General features: G+C 48.1%; 14 protein-coding genes. 12 read left to right on the forward strand and 2 right to left on the reverse strand.

Going from position 1 to position 16,224, the window contains the following annotated elements; genetic code table 11:
- The first annotated feature begins 21 nt into the window (after positions 1-21).
- A complete protein-coding gene (locus B067_RS0118315; RefSeq protein WP_019531552.1) occupies positions 22-1,413 on the forward strand; it encodes an SLC13 family permease in 1,392 nt (463 codons plus the stop codon).
- Positions 1,414-1,499: 86 nt separating this feature from the next.
- Entirely contained in the window at positions 1,500-2,711 is a 1,212-nt protein-coding gene (locus B067_RS0118320) for an EAL domain-containing response regulator (protein WP_019531553.1), read from the forward strand.
- Positions 2,712-2,767: 56 nt separating this feature from the next.
- On the opposite strand, the gene B067_RS0118325 is transcribed toward B067_RS0118320, so the two are convergent.
- Positions 2,768-3,244: a peroxiredoxin gene (locus B067_RS0118325; RefSeq protein WP_019531554.1), complete on the reverse strand. Its 477-nt coding sequence runs from the start codon at positions 3,242-3,244 to the stop codon at positions 2,768-2,770.
- A 99-nt stretch (positions 3,245-3,343) separates the two neighbouring features.
- Here B067_RS0118325 and B067_RS0118330 point away from each other — a divergent pair, with 99 nt between their 5' ends.
- Genes B067_RS0118330 through B067_RS20975 form a run of 3 tightly spaced genes read left to right on the forward strand, consistent with a single transcriptional unit; the run spans position 3,344 to position 5,157 of the window.
- A complete protein-coding gene (locus tag B067_RS0118330; RefSeq protein ID WP_019531555.1) occupies positions 3,344-3,994 on the forward strand; it encodes a class I SAM-dependent methyltransferase in 651 nt (216 codons plus the stop codon).
- Positions 3,981-4,526, forward strand: coding sequence for a cytochrome b (locus B067_RS0118335; RefSeq protein WP_019531556.1), 546 nt, complete (start codon positions 3,981-3,983; stop codon positions 4,524-4,526). The genes B067_RS0118330 and B067_RS0118335 overlap by 14 nt, the downstream gene beginning before the upstream one ends.
- Position 4,527: 1 nt before the next feature.
- Positions 4,528-5,157 (forward strand): YceI family protein, encoded by a 630-nt coding sequence (locus B067_RS20975; RefSeq protein ID WP_051083882.1) that lies wholly within the window; start codon positions 4,528-4,530, stop codon positions 5,155-5,157.
- Between the two features lie 154 nt (positions 5,158-5,311).
- On the opposite strand, the gene B067_RS0118345 is transcribed toward B067_RS20975, so the two are convergent.
- A complete protein-coding gene (locus B067_RS0118345) occupies positions 5,312-5,923 on the reverse strand; it encodes a Yip1 family protein (protein ID WP_019531558.1) in 612 nt (203 codons plus the stop codon).
- A 302-nt stretch (positions 5,924-6,225) separates the two neighbouring features.
- Here B067_RS0118345 and hemH point away from each other — a divergent pair, with 302 nt between their 5' ends.
- From hemH to B067_RS0118380, 7 genes are all read left to right on the forward strand, one after another.
- Positions 6,226-7,284 carry a ferrochelatase gene (gene hemH / locus B067_RS20980; RefSeq protein ID WP_205620003.1) on the forward strand — a complete coding sequence of 353 codons (1,059 nt, stop codon included), beginning with the start codon at positions 6,226-6,228 and terminating at the stop codon, positions 7,282-7,284.
- 70 nt (positions 7,285-7,354) lie between these two features.
- Positions 7,355-8,125, forward strand: coding sequence for an enoyl-CoA hydratase (locus tag B067_RS0118355; protein WP_019531560.1), 771 nt, complete (start codon positions 7,355-7,357; stop codon positions 8,123-8,125).
- A 137-nt stretch (positions 8,126-8,262) separates the two neighbouring features.
- A complete protein-coding gene (pdxR, locus tag B067_RS20985; RefSeq protein WP_019531561.1) occupies positions 8,263-10,095 on the forward strand; it encodes a MocR-like pyridoxine biosynthesis transcription factor PdxR in 1,833 nt (610 codons plus the stop codon).
- Between the two features lie 134 nt (positions 10,096-10,229).
- Positions 10,230-11,087, forward strand: a complete 858-nt coding sequence (locus B067_RS0118365; protein ID WP_019531562.1) for a carbon-nitrogen hydrolase family protein — start codon at positions 10,230-10,232, stop codon at positions 11,085-11,087.
- A gap of 180 nt (positions 11,088-11,267) precedes the next feature.
- The gene (locus B067_RS0118370; RefSeq protein ID WP_019531563.1) at positions 11,268-13,757 is read left to right on the forward strand and encodes a TonB-dependent receptor; all 2,490 of its coding nucleotides are present in this window, start codon (positions 11,268-11,270) and stop codon (positions 13,755-13,757) included.
- 116 nt (positions 13,758-13,873) lie between these two features.
- Positions 13,874-14,896 (forward strand): C45 family autoproteolytic acyltransferase/hydrolase, encoded by a 1,023-nt coding sequence (locus tag B067_RS0118375; protein ID WP_019531564.1) that lies wholly within the window; start codon positions 13,874-13,876, stop codon positions 14,894-14,896.
- 128 nt (positions 14,897-15,024) lie between these two features.
- Entirely contained in the window at positions 15,025-16,224 is a 1,200-nt protein-coding gene (locus tag B067_RS0118380) for an MFS transporter (RefSeq protein WP_019531565.1), read from the forward strand.

A 16,224-nucleotide genomic window follows, 5' to 3' on the forward strand; every position in this document is an offset into this window, starting at 1 on the left:
AGCACGGCTAGGCATAATCGCATGATAGTTATACGCAACGTCTTACTTTGGCTAGGGCCTTTATTGGCTCTGGCACTTTATGGGGTTTTAGTGTCGCTGGGTTTTAGTGGCCAAATTGCCATTACCGCGGCTGTGGCGGTGCTCTGTGTGCTGTGGTGGATCTTTGAGCCTATACCCATACCGGTCACCTCTTTATTGCCCTTAGCTGTTTTTCAGTTAACGGGAGTGCTGGATAAAAACGAGGTGGCACAAGCCTATGGTAGCCCGCTAATACTGTTGTTATTGGGGGGATTTATGTTGTCCAAGGCCATGGAGAGTAGCGGAGCCCACCGGCGCATGGCGTTAGCGATGGTTAGGCTGTGTGGCGGAGGTTCCAGCCGCCAGTTGTTACTGGGCTTTATGCTGGCCTCGGCGCTACTGAGTATGTGGATATCCAATACCGCCACGACCTTGATGCTACTACCTGTGGCGATAGCAGTATTAGAAAAGTCAGAAGATAAACAGCTGGCGCTACCCTTGATGTTGGGTGTGGCCTACGCAGCTAGCATAGGGGGCTTAGGCACGCCTATAGGTACCCCGCCCAATCTAGTTTTTATGCAGGTGTATGAACAACACACCGGCGAGACAATTACCTTTAGCCAGTGGATGGGTTGGGGCCTGCCTGTAGTGGTGCTAATGATCCCGCTGGCGGCCTGGTGGTTGGGGCGCTCGCTGCAATATAAGGGTGGCTTTCATATAGAGGCGGTAGGCCGGTGGACGGTAGCGGAGCGGCGGGTGTTGACCATTTTTGCCTTAACCGCACTGGCCTGGATTACTAGGCAGGAGCCTTTTGGCGGCTGGAGCCACTGGCTAAATGTACCGCAGGCCGATGATGCTTCAGTGGCTTTAGTCGCGGTGGTGTTGATGTTTATGTTGCCCGGCGGCAAAAACCAGCAGGGCGAAACACCGCGGTTATTGGATTGGCAAACAGCTGCTAGCATTCCCTGGGGTATATTGCTGTTATTTGGTGGTGGTATTTGTTTAGCCAAGGCGTTTTTAGTGTCGGGCTTAAGCGGTATGTTGGGTGAGGGGTTAACGGGCTTGGCTTACTGGCCGCTGTGGTTAATGGTGATAACGATTAGTTTAAGTGTGACCTTTTTAACCGAGTGCACCAGTAATACGGCCAGCACTGTCTTACTCATGCCAGTGTTGGCCGCGGCGGGTATTGCGGCCGGTATTGATATTAAGTTGTTGATGGTGCCTGCGGCGATGAGCGCCAGCTGTGCCTTTATGCTGCCCGTAGCCACCGCGCCCAACAGTATTGTATATGGCAGTGGCTATGTCACTACCCGGCAAATGGTACGCGAAGGGGTGGTGTTAAATGTTATTGGGGCGGGGGTTATAAGCACGGTTTGTTATTTCTTGTTAGTCTAAACAGCACGTTTTTTTTCAAGCTGCTCGATGATTATGCGCTAGGCTTAGTGTTATATGGAATAGTTAGTGCATGAGGTGATCGAGGTATGCCACCGTTAAAAGTGTTAATTGCCGAGGACGATCTTTTATCGCAGCGCATGCTGGTTGATATGATAAAAGATGCCGGCATTACCGACGTGCACACCGCCAATTCAGGCGCCCAGGTTTTATCCAAAATTGATAGCCAACTTAAGCCCGATATATTGCTGTGTGATTTGCTGATGCCGGGGGTGGACGGTATTGATTTGTTGCGGCTGTTAGGTGAACGTAATTTTAAAGGCGAGATTATTATTATCAGTGGCTGCGATAGGCGCATTATTAATGCGGCGTGCAATGTGGCACTGCATTATCAGCTGCGTTTAGCGGGCAGTATAGAAAAGCCCGTAGATGTTAATAAACTCATGCGCATGCTGCGCTACTGGGGGGAGATGAAACGAGGCGCGCCTGTGGTTGATGAGAGGTTGACGTTTTCCCGCGATGAAATTAAAACAGCAATTAGCAGTGGCCATATACTGCCGTATTTTCAAGCGCAAGTTGATATTAATACGGCAGCCATCAACGGGGTAGAATGTTTAGCGCGCTGGCAGCACCCAGCTAGAGGCTTAATGCTGCCGGGTGATTTTTTACTGCAGCTAACAGAATTTAATTTATTAGATGCGTTTAACGAGGCTATGTTTACGCTGGCATTAGCTGAATTTAAGAGTCTGCATCAACAGTACCATATCCCTTATATGGCTTTTAATGTGGCGCCTGAGAGCTTGCACCGTGGTGCAGTGGTCGCTAAATATAAACAATGGGTCGTTAATGCGGGCTTAGATCCGGCCAATATTGTGATTGAAGTATTAGAGAGCGACTACGAAGGTCGACAAGAGTTACCTGTTGTTGCCTTAAATCACTTTCGGCTGAAAGGTTTTGGTTTGGCGGTAGATGATTTTGGTACTGGTTATTCTAGCCTAGAGAGGGTGTCTAAAATTCCGGTTAGCTGTATAAAAATTGATAAACGGTTTGTTGTTGAAGCCTATGATGATGAAGTAGCGCGTTCCATTATTCGCAATACCGTACACTTGGCCAAGGAGTTACATATTACCACCATTGCCGAAGGGGTAGAGAGCCAAGCCGAGTGGGCCTTAATGCGCGAGCTGGGCTGTGATGCTATACAGGGTTTTGTGATTGCTAGGCCTAAAGTGGCTAGGCAATTTAAGCTGTGGTTAAACAGTATGCCCAGCGCTATGACCTGTGTGGGTGGCTTGGCTAGTTAATCGATTAAAGGCTAGCTCGGGGTACGCGCTAGCCTTTCGATGCGGCCTTTAGCAACTTATAACTGTGCTAATACCGTTTCTGCCGAGCTGGCATCGATACCTTTTTCATCCACGCCTATATAGCCCACCGTGCCGTTATCAATAATCATGGCATAGCGTTGACTGCGCTCACCCATGCCATGAGCGCGGGCATTTAGGGTTAGGCCTAAGGCTTTGGCCAATTCGCCATTGCCATCGGCGGCCATAGTAATCGCCTTAGCCCCTTGTGCTTCACCCCAAGCGCCCATAACAAAGGCATCATTAACTGACGTGCAAATAATCTCGTCTACACCTTTGGCCTTGATGTTACCCGCCAAACTCACAAAGCCAGGCAGATGCGTTTTAGAGCAGCCGGGGGTAAAGGCGCCGGGTACAGCAAACAGCACTACTTTTTTACCTTGGCAACGCTGTGATAAATTAAATGTTTCAGGGCCTTCGCTGCTCATTACTTTAAAATCGATGGCGGGTATTTGCTCACCAGTTTGTATAGTCATGGGTAGTACTCCTTTAATATAGTGGTGGTGGTAGCCTAGCAGAACGCTGGGCTATTATGTGCCGTTTCTATAGCCCCGACAACAACGAGGAGAGTTTCATTGCCCTGTACCTTATGTGGCCAGGCCGATAACCCCGAATATCACCGCGATAAGCGCAGAGTTTATCAGCGCTGTACACGCTGTCACTTGGTTTACGTGCCGCCGCACTATTGGTTAAGTGCCGAGCAAGAAAAAGCAGAATACGACTTGCACCAAAATCATACAGATGACGAAGGCTATCGCCATTTTTTATCGCGGGTAACCGCGCCTTTACAGCAGCGCATAACCGCTAATGCGCAGGGTTTGGATTTTGGCTGCGGCCCCGGCCCGGCGTTGGCGCAGATGATGGCCGAGGCGGGCTGGCCTATGGCTGTGTACGATGTTTTTTATTTCCCCAAGGTAGACGTGTTACAGCGGCGCTATGATTTTATTAGCGCCACTGAAGTACTGGAACACCTGCATAGCCCCGCAACGGTATTGCCACAGTTATGGGCTTTGCTCAATGCGCGGGGCTGTTTGGCGGTGATGACCAAACTGGTAAAAGATCAGGCAGCTTTTGCCCGTTGGCATTATAAAAATGATCCTAGCCATATTTGTTTTTTCTCGCAGGAAACCTTCCACTATTTGGCGGGTCTATGGCGGGCAGAGCTGGAGTTTATAGGTAATGATGTGACGTTTTTAACAAAGGGAGGTGGTCATGAGAGCCGCTAATAGTAGCGCGGCCTATGGCTGGGTGGCGGTGTTGTTACATTGGTTATTAGCTTTGTGGTTACTAGGCTTATTTGCGCTGGGCTGGTGGATGGTGGATTTAGACTACTACAGCCCTTGGTATCAGCGTGCGCCGTGGTGGCATAAAGGCCTAGGGGTGTTGGCAGCCATGCTGATGCTTGCACGCTATGGTTGGCGTTTATTCAACCCCTTGCCAGCTGCCGAGCCGGGTATGTCGCGTTGGGAGATTCGTCTAGCGCTATGGGGTCAGCGTCTGTTTTACCTAATGGTATTGCTGATAGCCGTTAGCGGTTATTTTATTGTTACCGCCAGAGGTGAAAGTTTGCCAGTGTTAGGCTGGTTTAGCTTGCCAGCGTCTTTAACGATAGCGCAACAAGAAGATATAGCAGGCTGGGTGCATAAGTATCTGGCTTGGGGCTTTATGCTCATGGTGTTATTACACAGCGTTGCTGCGTTGAGGCACCACTTTGCATTAGGTGATAAAACTTTATTGAAAATACTAGGAAGGGAATAAAATGATGTTGAATCGACTATTTAGAAAATCGTGTTTGGGTTTAGTTTTATGCTGTTTAATGGCGGTGCCGGCTTGGGCAGAGCCAGAACAATACGCTATCGATATCAAGGGCCAACACGCATTTGTGCAATTTAAAATAAAACACCTAGGTTATAGTTGGCTGCTAGGTAACTTTAACAAGTTTGATGGTGAATTTAACTACGATGCTAGGCAAATAGAAAATTCTAGTGTCAAGGTAGTTATTGATACGACTAGTTTAGATAGCAATCACGCCGAGCGCGATAAGCACTTAAAAGGCAGTGATTTTTTGGCAGTTAATAAATTCCCAAAGGCCACCTTTACTAGCAGCAAGGTAGTCGCCACCGGTAAAGATGCCTTTGATATACACGGTGAACTAGAGTTGCACGGTGTTAAAAAAGTCATAGTGATAAACGCTAAAACCCTAGGCCAGGGCCCCGACCCTTGGATGGGTTATCGTGCAGGTTTTGAAGGTGTTACTACACTAAGGTTAGCTGATTTTAATATGACCCACGACCTAGGCCCTGCCTCTACTCATGTAGAATTACAGCTTTATATAGAAGGTGTGCGTAAGCCTAAGGAACAGGCTGGCGGTAGTGAGTTCTTTGAATAAAAAGCTTTGAATAAGAAGGTTTGAGTAAAAAGCTTTGAATAAGAGGGTTTGAAGAAGAAGTTGAATAAGCCGTATTGAATAAACGTTATAAAAAAAGGGATGCAATTGCATCCCTTTTTTTATGGTCAGTTTTCTAATTGATCATGTAAACTGATTAACCACCAACAAATTCCGGCGCAAAGCCCACGCTCCAAATTAACACACTGCCGACACGGGTGCTGACCAGTAATACCAGTGCTACGGCTAAAATAGCACCACCAAAAAACACCGCTCTGTCTTTGTCTATACGCATGACGATAGGTATGCCATCTAACATTAAAAAGCAGGAGTAGAGCGCGGCGGCTACAAACACCAGCAAGTTAAACCAAGGTACAGGGTATAGCAGTGCAAACCCGGCTAAAAAAATAGGCGTAGAGGAATAAGCGGCTAAAGCGATGCCAGAAGCGGCGTTGTTTTCATGTTTACCACCGTAGGTTCCCGCCATCCAGTCGATCATCCAGCCCAAGGCAAACACGCCTACCAGCATGGCAGCATAGGTTAGCAAACACAGCGATAAAGCACTTTCCGACGTAAGCTTAATGATATCGCCGTCACCCACGCGCCAGCCTATTTGGGTGGTGGCGTAATAGGCGCATAAGGGCGCAATGGCCGCCAGGATGCAGGTGTAAGCCATAATAACGGCGGTAGGGGTAGCGTGTTCTTTCTCTATACTTTGCCACTCTTTGTCGGGGTGTGTCATTAGCCCTAGGGCGTGCTGCAATATCATCTTAAACCTCACTAACTATTGTTGATTTTATCATTGTTGTGTTGGGTTAAACGTGGTTTTTCTGCTTTCACTCTCTAAGATATAGCGCATTAACCGGATATTACCTAATGGGTTTAATGGGCTAGTTCTTGAACCTTGATGGTAAACTATCGCTACCGCCGCGAACATCACAAATAACATGAAACCGGTACTATATGTTGATACGATCTTAAAAAGCTTAATTGAATAACTGCTTGTTGTTTTCCGTGATGGTTTACAATAGCCCTTTGCTTGCCTTTAGGCTTAACCTACAGAGAGATATTGTGAGTAATAAAGAGATCAGTGATAAAGCGGTGCTACTCGCCAACCTAGGCTCACCTGAAGCACCAGAAACAGGCGCTGTTAGACGCTATCTCAATCAGTTTTTAATGGATCCCTATGTGATTCAGCTGCCGTGGCCGTTGCGTCGCTTAATTGTTAGCCTGTTTGTGTTGCCGCGCAGGCCGGCGCAATCCGCCCATGCCTATGCCAGTGTTTGGCGCGAAGATGGCTCGCCGCTAGTGGCCTTATCCAAACAGCTATTGGCCGCGCTGCAGCCCCAGGTAAACGTGCCGGTGGCGCTGGCTATGCGCTACGGCCAGCCCAGCATAGAAAGCGAATTGCTAAAACTGGCGCAAAACCCTAAGTTACGAGAAGTGTTATTTATCCCCCTATACCCGCACTATGCCGATAGCACGGTGACTACCTCGGTGGAGGAGGTGAAGCGGGTGGTGCTGAAGCATAAGCTCGATATACGCATTAAAGTGCTGGAGCCTTTTTACCAGCACCCTAATTATATTCGGGCCTTAGTCGCCTCGGCTCAGCCGTATTTGGCGGATAAAAAACACGATCATATTTTGTTCAGTTATCACGGCCTGCCCGAATCACATCTAAAAGTCGCCGATCCGACCCTAGCGCATTGCCTACAGCAAGATAATTGCTGTGAACGCCCCTCAGAGGCCCATGCTACTTGCTATAGGCATCAGGTATTTAAAACGACGGAAGCTTTTGTGCAGCTGGCGGGTTTGCAAGAGGGTGAGTATAGCCAGGCTTTTCAGTCGCGCTTAGGGCGCAATAAATGGCTGGAACCCAGCACCGAAAACAGCCTGCGTGAGCTGGCGGGCAAGGGGGTAAAAAACCTGTTAGTGATATGCCCAGCTTTTGTGACTGATTGCCTAGAAACACTGGAAGAGATAGAAATGCAGGGCCAGCAACTATTTAAAGAGGCAGGGGGCGAGTCGCTCACCCTTATCCCCTGTTTAAATAGCCACCCAGAATGGGTCAAGCTGCTAGTGTCATGGAGCAATGATTTCACTAATATTTTAGCCGCTAAAAATTTATAAGCGGCTAGGCTAAGGGTTTAGTCGTTGTCAGCTTCCTGATTACAACGTAACGATAACCTATGAGACCGCTATGGCCGATACCATTATCGCTGAGCTTAACAACTCAGTATTACAACTCTCTATCAATCGCCCCGAACGCAAAAACGCCTTTACTCAGGCCATGTATGCCAGCCTAGCCGAGCATTTGCAGCAGGCGGCCCATAACGATGCGGTGCGGGTAGTGCTGTTGACCGGTAGTGCCGGCCTGTTTACTAGCGGTAATGACCTAGAAGATTTTAAAAAAGCCCCCGCCGATCTCACCGCCACTAATAACCCCACGGTCGCTTTTATGATGGCCTTGGCGCACTGCCCCAAGCCGGTAGTCGCTGCTGTTGAAGGTGTCGCCGTGGGTATAGGCACCACCTTATTACTGCACTGCGATTTAGTGTATGCCCACCCCGAAACGCGTTTTTGTATGCCCTTTGTCAATCTGGGGCTAAGTCCCGAGTACGGCTCGTCCTTATTGTTACCGCGTTTAGCGGGCAATGTTAAAGCCGCCGAGCTATTAATGCTGGGGGAAATGTTTAGCGCCGCAGATGCCAAAGAGGCGATGCTGATTAATGCGGTAGTGGATACGCCTTTAGCTGTTGCTAAGGCCCAGTGCGTCAAGCTCAGCCAAAAACCGCCAGCGGCCTTACGCCACAGCAAGGCCTTATTAAAAGCTGCTTTACAGCCCGCCTTAGATAAAGTGATAGCCGAGGAGTTACTGGTGTTTAGCAAGGGCTTACAGGGTGAAGAGTTTAAAGAGGCCGTAAACGCGTTTTTTGAAAAACGGCCGGCGGATTTTTCTCGCTTTAACTAAGGGTGATGCCTGGGTAGCGAGTGTATGCCCAGTCTGTTCTTGCAAATAGTGCATTGCTGGCTCAAGCTAACCGCTGAGGGAGCCAGCTTAAAGAGCAGGATAATAATAAAATCATCTGATGTAGGCGGTTAGTCAGTATGACTACTAGCAATGCCATAATTTATTTAGACCCGGACAGCGAGCTTAATTTACAAAGCCAAATTCGACAAAAATTAGTCGAGGCTATTTCTATGGGCACCTTCCCCATAGACCGGCGTTTGCCTTCGTCGCGTAAACTGGCGGAGCAATTAGGCGTGGCACGCAATACCGTGGTATTGGTCTATCAGCAATTAATTGATGAAGAATATCTGGTCAGCCGTGAGCGCAGCGGTATTTATGTTAATGGCAAAGTCTTGCAGGGCCGAGTGGGTTTTGAAGGCCGCGCCCGCAAAACCATCAATATTAGCGCTGAATGGCAGCAGCGTTTAAAAACCAGTGTCAGTTCAGCGCCTGGCTTTTCTTGCCCGCCCAACTGGCAACAATATCCCTATCCTTTTATTGACGGTCAGTTTGATACCTCTTTATACCCGATTAAAGAATGGCGCGAGGCTTCGCGTTTGGCTTTAGGGGTGCGTGAAATTTATGAGTGGGCCGGTGAAAGCGGCGATGCTGACGACCCCATGTTGATAGAGCAAATCCGCACCAAAATATTGCCGCGCCGTGGCATACAGGCCGGCCCCGATGAAATATTAATTACCGTAGGCACGCAGCAGGCACTGTACTTGGCGGCCCAGCTGTTAGTCGACAGCAGCAGCACGGTGGCGATAGAGGAGCCGGGTTACCCCGATATGCGGCAATTGCTAACCCAGCGCGGTGCCAGCTTAGTGCATCAGCCGGTAGATACCGATGGCATGTTGGTTGATCAGCGCTTGGATGCTTGCCAATTAATCTATGTAACGCCCAGTCATCAAACCCCTACCGCCGTAACCATGTCTATGCAGCGCCGCACCCAGCTATTACAAAAAGCGCGCAGCCTAGACCAACTCATTATTGAAGATGATTATGAGTTTGAAAGTAATTACCTAGGTAATCCTCACCCAGCTCTGCGGGGCATAGATAAAGATAATCGTGTGGTCTATGCCTCCTGCTTATCAAAAGTGTTAGCGCCAGGAGTACGTCTAGGTTTTATGGTGGCGGCACCAGAACTAATCGCTGAGGCGCGTAAATTACGCCGCTTAATGGTATTACATCCGCCCTTGAACAATCAGCGCACCGTGGCGTATTTTTTATCACTGGGTTACTACGATACTTTTTTAATGCATCTGTATGCGATTTTTCAAAAACGCTGGATGGCCTTGCGTTATGCGGTTAATTATTACCTATTACACGATCTCACTATTACCCCTTCGCAGGGTGGCACCTCTTTTTGGATGACCTTACCCAGCGATTTAACCGTGCAGTACTTAGTGCAAGAGGCAGCCAAGCGCGGCATATTAATAGAGCCTATGGATCACTACTATGCCACCGAGGATGTGCCCGAAAACAGCTTTCGCATGGGGGTGACCAGTATCCCCCACGATAAAATTCGCGACGGTGTGGTGAAGTTGCGTGAATTAATTCATGAGTTGCGCGCCAACACCATAGAAACCTTTACCACCGCCAAGGGTACGCAATATGTGGGTGAAGAATTACGCAAGCGGGTATCGGATACCACTATGCGCTGCCTAATTGCCTACGGTGACCCCTGTACTATAGAGCTGCATGCCGATGGCAGCATGACCGGCCGCGCAGGCTATGCTAATGAAGATTGCGATACTGGCCGCTGGTGGGTGGAGGGCGATTATTGGTATAGGCAGTGGCAGCGCTGGGCTTGGGCCGAGATAGGGGTGTATCACGTTAAGCTAGAGCGCAATCATATAAAACTATTTGATGAGCAGGGCTACTTAATAGAAAACGCATTGCTTAAAAAAAGTAAAACCAGCAAAAAATAACTGGCCTCATCAGGGGCTGACAACTGGCCCTATTCCCTACACCGTAAAATCATTACATTACACTCAATCAATGGCTAAGCCGAGCAATCAATTAACGGCTACAACAATAGTGCCATGTGAACTAGGGGTTGGTAATGAGTCACTTCTCCATAGCGGGATTACAACTAGAATTATCGAATCAAGATAATTTTAGTTTTATAGAACAAGAAATAACGCGGGTTAAAAACGTTTTCCCTTGGGTGGACATGATAGTGCTCAGTGAGTTGAGCACCTTTGGCACTAGCACCACACTGGCTCAGCCTATGCCGGGGCCCGCTGAACAGCGTTACTGTGAAATCGCCGCAAAAAATAATTTATGGTTAATACCGGGCAGTTTATTTGAGCGTGCTGATGACCAGGTTTACAACACCACCCCGGTCATTAATCCACAGGGCGAAGTGGTAACGCGTTATCGCAAAATGTTCCCTTTTTATCCTTATGAAAAAGGTGTGAGTGCTGGCGATGATTTTGTGGTGTTTGATGTGCCGGCGGTAGGCCGCTTCGGTGTTTCCATTTGCTACGATCAGTGGTTTCCAGAAATTTCTCGCAGCTTGGCGTGCATGGGGGCAGAGGTAATTATTTGCCCTACCTTAACCGGCACCATAGATAGAGAGTTGGAATTATCCATAGCCAGAACCAATGCGGTGGTCAGCCAAAGTTATTTTTTTAATATTAATGTGGCAGGCCGTTTAGGTAATGGCCGCTCTATAGTGGTGGGGCCGGATGGCCAAGTGCTACACCAAGCTGGCACGAGTAGCGAAATCATGCCTATAGAAATAGATCTTAACCATGTGCGTAGAGTGCGTGAGCGCGGCGGTTTGGGGCTAGGGCAAACTTTAAAAAGCTTTAGGGATAGTCAGCTGCAATTCCCCGCTTATCAGCAGGATGCGCGGCAGTCGGCCGCTTTGCAGTCACTAGGGCCGTTAAAGAAATTTGGCGAGGATGCGAGCTAAACGGTAAAACTGGCCTAATACACAACAAACAACTGGTACTACGTGTACGTAATAAGCTCGGCTACCTTGATAGTTAAGGTTGAGGGTAGCTAGGGTTGAAGATAGATAAGGTTGAAGATAGATAGGCTCAGTAGTCATCACAATCAATAAAAACTAAAAACAGGGTGTTGGAGAAACGTTATGAGTAGTAAAAAACAATTCCAAAAAAACGCGCTAGCAAGCGCCATCGTAGCCGCTGCTGTTCTATCTGGCCACACCGCGCCTGTTTTGGCTGCCGGTGTTATGGAAGAGGTCATGGTCACAGCAACCGCCAGAAAACAATCGGTACAAGATATCCCTTATAATATTTCTGCGATGCAAGGGGCAGAATTAGCCGCGCAAAATATTAATAGTGAGGCGGATTTACTGCGATCCATGTCGGGCGTGTCGGTGGTTGATCGCGGTTATCGCAACTCGGGTACGGTTAATAGCATTATTATTCGTGGCTTAAATGTGGACAGCGGCGCCAATGGCGATATCTCGCTGAATGCCGTGCCTACGGTTTCCACCTATGTGGATAACACGCCGCTGTATGCCAATTTTGTATTAAAAGATATAGAGCGAGTGGAAGTGTTGCGCGGCCCGCAGGGCACCTTGTATGGCTCCGGCGCCTTAGGTGGCACCGTACGTTATATTAGTAATAAACCTAATCCGGAAGCATTTGAAGCGCAGGTAAATGGTGATTTTAGCCAAACCGATGGCTCTGATGGCAATAATATTAATGTCGACTTTATGTTGAATGTGCCCTTAAGTGAAAAGGCGGCGATTAGGGCGTCGGTAGGAAAAATAGATAATGATGGCGTAGTGGATTATATCAACGCCTATCAATTAAACGAATTTGGTGAGCCCTTGGTAGCGGTAGGCGATAACTGTGTGTCGCCGCGAACAGCTACCGATGCGCAGGTACTGAACAATGGCGCCTGCTATAAAAACGAAAAAGATGCCGATGATGTAGACATAGATTATGCCAAAGTGGCCTTGTCGTTTGAGCCTAGCGATAATCTACGCTTTTTACTCAGCTACCAAACCCAGGAAGATGAAATTGGTGCTAGGCGAGCAGTGACCTCCGGTAATAATGGCCAACCAGTAGGCTCGGCGTTGCGCTTTGATTACGGCGAGTATGATAGTGGCCAAGTATTGCTAGAACCTTCTTCCCGCGAAGTGGACTTACTCAGCTTAGATATAGAAGTCGATTTTGGTTTTGCGACACTCACCTCTAATACCTCCAGTTATGATCATGAAGGTAAAGCCGACAGTGATAATGGCGGCCTATGGGTTAGCGGTGGCCGCGACTGGATTACTAACTTTGGTTATGGCGGCTGGCCACGGCCCGCACAAAGAGCGGAGCGTGGTTATGAAGATGAAACCACCATACAAGAGTTTCGTTTAGTATCTAATGATAGCGACAGTGCCTTTGATTGGTTGGCAGGTGTGTTTTATTTAGACCAGGATTTAACCGTTTTCCAAAACAGCTGGAATCCAGGTATGAATGAGTTTGCCCAATCCTGTGTTACCAGCGGTTCCGATGTTTGCCCTAGCTTTTGGCCATCAACTTTTTATCCCGGCGCAACCTTAACCGAACGCGATTTAGAATATCGTCGTGATGTCAGCTTTGAAGAGTTAGCCGTATACGGTGAGCTTACCTACCATATTACCGACAGGCTGCATATTACCGGTGGCTTACGCTGGTTTGATAATGAATCGGTGAATGACACTATCATGGGCTTCCCGCTGGTAGAGGGGTGGGTTTCTTCTGAGGTTCCCCAGGCTAAGCAAAAAGAAGATGACGTACTAAAAAAATTCAATATCGCCTATGACCTCAACGATAACACCATGATTTATGGTACCTACTCCGAAGGCTTTAGGCATGGTGGCGCCAATGCCATACCCAGCCTAGACAATGGCGATAACTTTGGTGAGCCTAATTCAGATGCCATTAATTTTTATGAAAAAGACAGCGTAGAAAATTACGAGTTGGGTATTAAAGGTCAGACCGATAGCCTTAACTACACCGTCTCGGTTTTTTATGTGGACTGGCAAGACCCTCAGCTTAATGCCACCTCGTCCTGGTACGGTTTTTACATGGCGGTCAACGGTGAGTCAGCCGCAACCCAAGGTATAGAAATAGAATTGGAAGGTTACCTAACCGAGACTTTGCATTACCGCCTAGGTTACACCTATGTTAATGCTGAACTCACCGACGACTTTATCAATCCACAAACCGATGCGGTAATCGCTGAAGATGGCGCGACGTTACCCGGCACACCCGAGAGTGTATTAAGTGTGAGTTTGGATAATACCTGGGGTTTAACCGAGGGTTTAGATTTAGTGGCTAGGGTAAATGCCTATTATCAATCGGAGTCAGAAAACTTTATCGATGATAAGTCGGCATTGGGAGCAACCCATGATGGCTTTATGTTGTGGAATGCTTCAGCCACCGTAGTTGCCGATAATTGGACGCTCAGCCTATACGGTAAAAACCTAGGTAATGAAGAAGGGGTGACCGGCTCATTCCCCGAGGCTTATTTTGGTGCCGATACCGGCGTGTTTGAAAATTGGTACGGCAATAGCAATAGGCAAATGATTTCTCAGCCGCGTACTATAGGCGTATCAGCGTCGTATAAATTTTAAACGGCTAAAATATTAAGTTAGTTATCTAACCAGGCTATTAAGTAAGTAGCCCGGTTTTTTTGCTTTAGCCTAAGCGCTGATGCATGATTAATGCGATGTATCAACGGCGATAGGGTATGACAGCTTTGCGATTTAAAGAACTACAGTTACAGGGTGATGCGGCAGCGAGAGGCTACCAGCACGGTAGCGCGTTAAAGGCCGAGATAGCGCAGGCGCTGGCTTATTATAAGGCGCTATTTAATTTGCCCAGCTCAGCCTTACTGGCGCAGGTTAGGCATTATCGCCAGGCGATTATGGATTTTAAGCCTGCCTATATGGATGAGATAGCCGCCATTGCCCTAGGTGCAGAGCAGAGTGTCGATGACATAGTGATGCTCAATGCGCGCTCGGAAATACTGAATAACCTCTCCGTTGCGGAATGCACGACGGTATATAACCAAGCTACTGGTCTGCTAGCGCAAAACTGGGATTGGTCTAAAACCTTAGAGCCACTGGTTGTGGTTTTGCACATAGAACAAGAGCAAGGCCCGCGCATCACCACCCTGACGGAGCCAGGCATATTGGCCAAGGTAGGTATGAATAGTGCGGGGCTGGCGGTTTCCCTCAATATCTTAAAAAGCTCGGCACGCTTACAGGGCTTACCGGTACATATTTTTCTCAGGGCGGTGTTGGAGTGCACATCGTTAGACCAAGTGAGGGCCTTGTTAGCCACCGTGGCGGTAGGTAAGGCCAGCCATGTCTTAGTGGCCGATGGCCACGGTGATTTTTTGAGTATAGAGTTTGCCGGCGATAAACATTATTTGCTCAATAGTGATCATCACGGCCTGTTAATACACACTAATCATTATCTGGCCGAGGCAGCGCTTAATGAACAGGCCGCTTTCCCCAGTACCTACGAGCGCTATCAACGCGCCCATGAAATATTATCCTACGACCGTTCCGATAAGGGCGTGCAATCCGTCTTGTTAGATCAAAGCCAAGGCTTGAACTCTATTTGCCGGGCTTATAGCCCTTCGGCTTTGGCCAATTTTGGCGAGGTGGGCACGGTGTTTTCGGTGCTAATGAAACCTGCTAAAAAAACCATTAGCATAAGGCCGGGCTGCAAAACCGATACGCCTTTTTATCAATTACAGCTTTAGCGCATGTGGCCTTATAGTCAGCCGCCAACTGGTACTATGTTTTAGCTAGTCGCTTGTTATGGTGTAGGCCTATGCTACTAGTAGCTGAGTAGTCCTTTTAGATAATAACAAACAATAAAAGAGTCACTATGAGTCATTCTGCCGTGCAAACGAGTAAAGTCCCGTTGTTAAAGCGCCTACCTATAGCCTCGGCCAATGGCGAAATAGCGCGGGTATTATTATCGTTTTTGGCAACGGCGGGGCTGTTTTATGTCAACATCATGCCGGCCTTAATCGATGGTTTAATTGATGGCTTGGGCTTTAGCAATAGAGATGCGGGATTTGTCGGCTCTGCCAATGTCTATGGCGCGGCTGTGGGTGCGTTAACGGCAGTGTTTATTGTTAAACGTATCAATTGGAAAAAAACGGCGCTATTACTGCTGCTGGGTTTGTTAGTAACGGATTTGTTTTCTATCTATTTGACTACGGTTAATAGCTTGGTGCTTACCCGTTTTTTTCATGGCTGCATCGGTGGCATGTTAGTGGGCATTGCCTTTGCGGTGATTGCGCGCACTAGTCAGGCCGATCGTACCTTTGGTTATTTGCTAACCGTGCAGTTTGGTTTGGGCGGGGCAGGCTTAATGTTTCTACCTCCCTTGGTGCCTGAGTACGGCACGGCCGCTTTGTTTATTGCCTTAATGGCCTTTAGTGCTGTAACGCTGTGTATGCTGCCTTTTTTAGCGGACTATAAAATTATAGAACCGTTGCCAGCAGATAAGGCGATAGCCGTAAAAAAAATTAATTACCCCTTACTCGCTTTAGCGTTGTTGGCGACCTTCTTATTTCAGGCGGCCAATATGGGCGTGTATGCCTACGTCATCGGTTTGGGTAAGGCCGCTGGCCAAGATATGTCATTTATTAGTTCTACTTTAGGCTTCGCCGCTTGGATAGCGATAGCCGGCTCGGTATTAGTGATAGTGATGTCTACCCGCTTTGGTCGCCTGTGGCCTATATTAATTGCCACGTTGCTAACCATAGTGGGTACTTGGTTGTTTCATTACAGTGATAGTAAAAGCTATTACTGGGTAGCCAATGTTGGCGTAGGTATTACCTGGGCGTTTGTGATTTCATACTTACTAGGCATGTGTGCAGAGTTTGACAGTAGCGGACAAATGGCGGCGCTGGGTGGCTTTGCCTCTAAAATGGGTTTGGCCTCAGGGCCGTTAACTGCGGCATTAATTGTTGGTGACAATAATTATGGTCTGTTGGTTAACGTGGCGCTGGTTGCTTTGTTGCTGTGCATGGCTGCGGTAATCTTGCCGACCTTGGCCTTGGATAAAGCCAAGTGA

Origin of the sequence: Dasania marina DSM 21967 (assembly GCF_000373485.1) — a bacterium.
GTDB lineage: Bacteria > Pseudomonadota > Gammaproteobacteria > Pseudomonadales > Dasaniaceae > Dasania > Dasania marina.